The sequence below is a fragment of the Microcoleus sp. F10-B2 genome (assembly GCF_036704965.1).
Lineage (GTDB): Bacteria > Cyanobacteriota > Cyanobacteriia > Cyanobacteriales > Microcoleaceae > Microcoleus.
This window is the reverse complement of sequence record NZ_JAUBTB010000175.1, coordinates 1-6,073: the sequence shown is the minus strand read 5'-3', so window position 1 is coordinate 6,073 and position 6,073 is coordinate 1. Positions and strand designations below refer to the sequence as shown.

Below are 6,073 nucleotides of genomic sequence, written 5' to 3'. Positions count from 1 at the left end.
TAAAATCTAAAATCTAAAATCTAAAATCTAAAATCTAAAATCTAAAATCTAAAATCTAAAATCTAAAATCTAAAATCGATTGACTGGCTGTCGCTAGGCCACTCAATGAGCGATCGCACCCAAATCAAAACTATTTTTCGTAATCTTGAAAAACAGGATTTGCTATAATTTAAAGTTGAGAAACAACTGTACGGAGCGAAAATTATGGGACTATTTGACCAAATTTTGAGCGCGATCGACAATCCCAACCAACAAGCAAGTCCCAATCAGTTGGGCAACATTCTCGGTGCGGTAGAGCAGTTGAGCGGCAACCAGGGCGTCGATGCGGGCACGACTCAGTTGGCGATGTCAGTTTTGGGCGGATACGTGCGATCGGCATTGCAAGACGTGCGATCGCAGTCGGGAGACGCACAAGCTCAAGAAGTTGTCAACCAATTTAGCGGCACAAATCCCAATCCGCAAGCAGTACAGAGTTTGTTCGGAGCAGGCCAACTGACGCAGATAGTAGCCGATATCGCCCAAAGAACCGGTTTAAATAACGCGACAGTGCAAGCGATGATACCTGTTTTGGTGCCGATAGTACTGAATTTGCTACAAACCGGCAGCAACGCCCAAAATCCAGCCCAGGGCGGAAATCCAGTTTTGAATGCGTTTTTAGATGGAGATGGAGACGGCGACGTAGATATTACTGACGCAATGTCGATGGCAGGCCGCTTTTTGAATCAGCGCAGTTAATTTGGGAATTTTGTAACCGCAGATATCAGCGGTTACAAAAATTCCTACTTTAACCCAAACCCAAATCAGTCACAGCACCGACACTGCTAGAAGAAACCAACTTAGCATATTTAGCCAAAACGCCTTTAGTATACCGAGGTTTAGGAGGCTGCCAAAGAGCGCGCCGCTGCTCCAATTCTGCATCAGAAATATTAAGCTGCAACAAGCGATTGTTAGCATCAATTGTAATCGAATCGCCCTCTTTTACCAGAGCTATTGTCCCGCCAACTTGTGCTTCGGGTGCAACGTGACCGACCACCATTCCGTAAGTTCCGCCAGAGAAGCGACCGTCAGTAATTAACCCTACAGAATCGCCCAAACCTGCGCCAATAATTGCCGAAGTTGGTGCTAACATTTCGCGCATTCCCGGCCCGCCTTTGGGCCCTTCGTAGCGAATGATAATCACATCTCCGGCTTGAATTTTGCCGGCTAAAATTGCATCCAAACAATTTTCTTCAGATTCAAATACGCGCGCCGGGCCGGTAATTTGCGGTTTTTTAACGCCAGTAATTTTAGCAACTGCTCCTTCGGTTGCCAGATTTCCCCTGAGAATTGCTAAATGTCCTTGGGCGTAAAGCGGGTTGTTCCAAGGGCGGATGACATCTTGGTCGGTGCGGGGTTCGGCTGGAATATCTGCTAGGACTTCAGCAACTGTTTGACCGGTAATTGTCAGGGCGTCGCCGTGCAGCAAACCCTGTTCTAGCAGCATTTTCATTACTTGAGGAATGCCGCCTGCTTTGTGCAAATCGGTTGCTACGTATTTGCCGCTGGGTTTGAGGTCGCACAGCACCGGTACTTTCGCTCTAATAGTTTCAAAATCGTCGAGGGACAACTCAACGCCGATCGCATTGGAAATGGCCAATAAATGCAGCACAGCGTTGGTTGAACCGCCAATTGCCATGATTACCGCGATCGCATTTTCAAAGGCCGCTCGTGTCAAAATCTGGCTCGGTAACAACTGTTTGCGGACAGCTTCCACCACAACTTTTGCAGATTCGGCAGCGCTGTCAGCTTTTTCGGCATCCTCAGCAGCCATTGTCGAAGAATAAGGCAAACTCATGCCCATCGCTTCAAAAGCGCTCGACATCGTATTTGCTGTGAACATTCCGCCGCAAGAACCCGCACCCGGACAAGCTTTCTCTTCCACTGCATTGAGTTCTGTTTCGTCAATTTTGCCCGCGCTGAATTGACCGACTGCTTCAAAAGCGCTGACAACGGTTAAATCGCGTCCGTTGTGGTGTCCTGGTTTGATCGTGCCGCCGTAAACAAAAATAGCAGGAATGTTCATGCGGGCGATCGCAATCATCGCCCCCGGCATATTTTTATCGCAACCGCCGACAGCCAGCAACCCGTCCATACTTTGGCCGTTGCAAACAGTTTCGATGGAATCAGCAATCACATCTCTCGACACCAGAGAATATTTCATCCCTTCAGTTCCCATCGAGATCCCGTCGCTGATAGTAATCGTACCGAACATCTGCGGCATCGCCCCAGCTTCCCTTGCACCCGCAATAGCCCGCAAAGCGAGGTCGTTCAATCCCATATTGCAGGGCGTAATCGTGCTGTACCCGTTGGCAATCCCCACAATCGGCTTAGTGAAATCGCCGTCACCAAAACCGACGGCCCGCAGCATTGCCCGGTTGGGCGCGCGCTGCACGCCCCCAGTCACAGCTTGGCTTCTCAAATTTTCAGGCATTGTAAAATTTCCTTTCTCTGTTGTCTGTTGTTCAGTTGTCTGTTGTCTGTCGCTGTTTTTCTTTGAGGACTAAGGCGAACTGGCACACGACAATCGACCTTTAGGGCGATCTACTCTTCGATAATAAACCGATTATCAAGGGTTTCGGATAGTAGATCACCTTACTCATTGTGACACTTGGCCTTAGTCCTGTCTGGGCTGCTGGCTGTTGACTGCCCAGTGCCGAGAGTTTTACGCTATTTTTAACAGTCCTGGACGTATCGGAACCGAGAAACCGGGTTTTTTACCGAATCTGCGGTCTACAACCCGTCTTTTGGTAAAAAAAACCGGGTTTCTAAACAATCGTGCGTAAGTCCTATTTAATTTTCTCAGAAGCGTTGATATTTGTCAGACCTTTTCGGAGGGAGCGGCACAGCAGTGCCACCAAAGCAGTGCAAAGATTCTACAGATACTAGAGCGTGCAGGGTGAATACCGTGGTTATCTGGGATGATGTGGTAACACCCATCACTCTAACGTTTGAAAATAATTGCGAGGCGAATGACATGGAGGCCGATCGAATTCTGAGGCAATATGCGGCCGGAGAAAGAAATTTTCGAGAAATTAACCTCGCTGGGGCCGACTTAAAAGGAGTAAACCTCAGCGAGGCTAACTTTACCAGAGCCAATTTCCAAGACGCAAACCTCAAAGGCGCTAACCTGACGGGAGCGAACTTGCGCGAGGTGAAATTGACAGGGGTGGACATGACGGAAGCCAACCTCAGCGAAGCAAATCTGATCGGTACCGATTTGAGCCGCGCCAATCTCAGCGGGGCTAACCTGATGGGAGCCAACCTGCGCGGCTCAATGGCGAGAGAAGTCAACATGACCAAGGCTAATTTGACGGAAGCTAATTTGACCGAAGCCAACTTTACCGAAGCGAATTTGTTTGCGGCCAACTTAACCGACGCTAGCATGATTCGCACTAATTTGATGAAAGCAAATTTGAGTTGGTCAACTCTCAAAGCGGTAAACCTGACAAATGCCATCCTTAGCGAGTCGCTTTTAGAAAGAGCTAACCTGAATCAGGCAATTCTCAGCGGGGCGATGCTCAGCGGGGCTAACCTGACTGGTGCAGACTTGCGCCAAGTAACGATGGTAGGAGCTAATCTGAGCGAAGCTAATCTGAGCAATGCTAATTTGAGAGTTGCTAATGTGAGTTGGTCAACGCTGGCAAAAGCTAACTTGAGCGGTGCTAATTTGTACCGGGCCAAGCTGTGCTGGTCTAATTTTAGCGGGGCTGTTTTGTTGGAAGCGGTTTTGATTGACGCTAATCTCAATCGAACTAACTTCCGCGATGCAGATTTGAGGCGGGCAATTATGCCCGACGGCACAACTAATGACTCTTAAAATTTGATTGTTAACTGTTAACTGTTGACTGCTGACTGTTAACTGTTAACTGTTAACTGTTGACTGTTAACTGTTAACTGTTAACTGTTAACTGCTGATTAATAACTAATGACTATCACTGAATTATTGATTCTCGGTGCGGCAGGAATTTTTGCCGGAATTCTAGCTGGATTTTTGGGTATCGGTGGCGGTACCGCGATCGTACCTTTGTTGGTTGCTCTCAAGTACGCCCCGGTACAAGCGGTTGCTACTAGCGGTTTGTCGATCGTCATTACAGCTATTTCTGGCAGCATCCAGAATTGGCGCATGGGCTACCTCAGCTTGAGTCAAGTCGCAGGCATCGGATTTCCAGCCATCATCACAGCACAAATCGGTGCTTATTTGGCGGGGATATTTCCGCCTTACTTGCTGTTACTTACTTTTGGGTTGTTGCTGTGGCTGAATATTTTTTTGATTGAATTGCGCGCGCGCCTGACAGCTAATCAGAAAGCGGAAGCAGAATCAGGGGAACTGGGAGGACAAGCGGGACAAGGGGAAAATGCTCAATCAGCAATTACCAATACTTCGGCTACTTCGGCTTCGCTCAGTACAATTCCCCTCTGTACAACTTACCAATTACCCCATAATTCAAATATTTTATTCAATCCAACTTTTGCTAAAATTGCTACCGGGAGTGCGGCAGGTTTATTAGCGGGTTTGTTTGGCGTAGGGGGCGGCGTGATTATGGTTCCCCTGCAAATTTTGCTGTTAGGAGAAAGCATTAAAACCGCAATTCAAACCAGCTTGGGCGTCATCGTCATTACGGCAATTTCGGCGACGGCGGGACACGCGGCGCACGGGAATGTTTTGTGGGTTGTGGGGTTGATTCTGGGCTGCGGCGGTTTGTTGGGCGCGCAGGTGAGCACGCGGTTTTTGCCGAAATTGCCCGATCGTATTGTTAGTTTAGCTTTTCGATCGCTCTTGGCAGTGTTATCGATTTATGTTTTCTGGCAAGCTTGGCAAAAATTTAGTAACGGGTAATTGGTAATTGGTAAGGTGCGCGGCCCGGCGCACCCTACGAAAGAATGCGGGAAGATGCCCGCGCTACACCCTAGGAAAAACGAATAAGTAAGACTAATTTGCTGATAGTTTCTTCACGGCGCGAGTCAGACGCTGCAAATAAGGCTTGACAATTTCTTGATTTTGTCGCTGCAATTCGGAAACTTGCTGCTGCAAATGCTGGATCTCGGTTTGCAGCATCCCTGTGTCTATTGTGGGTCGATCGAGCAAATCCTGCAATTGCTTGAGAGAACCTTGGATTTCATTCAAGTCTACTTCGTTCGATCGTTCCTGTAACTGGGCCGTAATAGTTTTAACTTCAGTTAACTTTTCGCCCATCAATAAAAATCGGACGTTGACATTTTCCCAATCCTGCTCTCTGAGGGCGCTAGTTTCCAAAATGCGGAGTTTTTGCTGCAAATCGGACAGTTGCGTGTAGAGTTCCTGAGAGTCGGCCGGAAGCGCCTGGGCTTGGCGTTCGAGGGAGGCTACGGCAGCTTGTACCTCGGCGATGGCCCCGGATTCCAAGCCGCTTAGTTTCTGCTGCAAGTCGGAGACGGCGGTGTAGAGTTCCGCAGGTTCTCCAGGTAGTATCTGAACTTGCTGCGATCGACGTTCTACTGCGGCCTGTACGTCCGCGATCGCAGAATTTGCCTTTTGTTGCATTTGTTGCTCGAAACGCTGGCGATTGGCGAGATTTAGCGAAAGTGCTGCGGTTAAGGGGGCGGCAGCGTAGACAATTTGGCCCGACAATACAGCAACAATCGTGCCCATCGCTGAACCAGCAACCGAGGCGTATTCTGCCAATTCTAGCCAGTCCGGCTGGTTCGGGACACTTCTGGAAGCTGGGAATGATGCTTTTTCAATCTTCTGCATAGCCTTTTAGTCGTAGTCGGATAGATGGCGATAGGGACATGATAAAAGCGATCGGCAAATAAATCAGGGCTATTTGTCAAAATTTCCTGATTGTGGTATTTTTGTTGACCGAAAGCATCCAGGATACAAGCCTCCACATTCATCCGTCCAGAAATAAAAAACCTTTATCCGATGAAACTTGCCCCCCGAATTTATCCGTGGGGTCAATGCTTCAATTTAAAATCTAAGGCGTTGCTGAACTAGGGTATGATGAAGTTGTCCTCCGAGCGTCAAAAATCACACACATTTAAAAGCAATATTATG

At 48.2% G+C, this 6,073-nt stretch carries 5 protein-coding genes; 3 read left to right on the top strand and 2 right to left on the bottom strand.

The annotated features are described in order from the left end of the window. Positions 1 to 204: 204 nt before the first annotated feature. Positions 205 to 735: a hypothetical protein gene (locus QUA99_RS32025; protein ID WP_333245407.1), complete on the top strand. Its 531-nt coding sequence runs from the start codon at positions 205 to 207 to the stop codon at positions 733 to 735. A gap of 49 nt (positions 736 to 784) precedes the next feature. Here the strand turns inward: QUA99_RS32025 and ilvD are convergent, their stop codons facing one another. Then, positions 785 to 2,470 (bottom strand): dihydroxy-acid dehydratase, encoded by a 1,686-nt coding sequence (gene ilvD, locus QUA99_RS32020; protein WP_333245405.1) that lies wholly within the window; start codon positions 2,468 to 2,470, stop codon positions 785 to 787. A gap of 543 nt (positions 2,471 to 3,013) precedes the next feature. Here ilvD and QUA99_RS32015 point away from each other — a divergent pair. Beyond that, positions 3,014 to 3,856, top strand: coding sequence for a pentapeptide repeat-containing protein (locus tag QUA99_RS32015; protein WP_333245409.1), 843 nt, complete (start codon positions 3,014 to 3,016; stop codon positions 3,854 to 3,856). A 108-nt stretch (positions 3,857 to 3,964) separates the two neighbouring features. Further along, positions 3,965 to 4,876 (top strand): sulfite exporter TauE/SafE family protein, encoded by a 912-nt coding sequence (locus QUA99_RS32010; protein WP_333245402.1) that lies wholly within the window; start codon positions 3,965 to 3,967, stop codon positions 4,874 to 4,876. 93 nt (positions 4,877 to 4,969) lie between these two features. Here QUA99_RS32010 and QUA99_RS32005 read toward each other — a convergent pair whose 3' ends face one another. After that, positions 4,970 to 5,770 carry a hypothetical protein gene (locus tag QUA99_RS32005; RefSeq protein ID WP_333245399.1) on the bottom strand — a complete coding sequence of 267 codons (801 nt, stop codon included), beginning with the start codon at positions 5,768 to 5,770 and terminating at the stop codon, positions 4,970 to 4,972. Between the last annotated feature and the right edge of the window lie 303 nt (positions 5,771 to 6,073).

Bases quoted from the DNA above. Each gene is read 5' to 3' on its own strand.
- QUA99_RS32025 (WP_333245407.1), top strand. From the start codon at position 205: ATGGGACTATTTGACCAAATTTTGAGCGCGATCGACAATCCCAACCAA.
- ilvD (WP_333245405.1), bottom strand. From the start codon at position 2,470: ATGCCTGAAAATTTGAGAAGCCAAGCTGTGACTGGGGGCGTGCAGCGC.
- QUA99_RS32015 (WP_333245409.1), top strand. From the start codon at position 3,014: ATGGAGGCCGATCGAATTCTGAGGCAATATGCGGCCGGAGAAAGAAAT.
- QUA99_RS32010 (WP_333245402.1), top strand. From the start codon at position 3,965: ATGACTATCACTGAATTATTGATTCTCGGTGCGGCAGGAATTTTTGCC.
- QUA99_RS32005 (WP_333245399.1), bottom strand. From the start codon at position 5,770: ATGCAGAAGATTGAAAAAGCATCATTCCCAGCTTCCAGAAGTGTCCCG.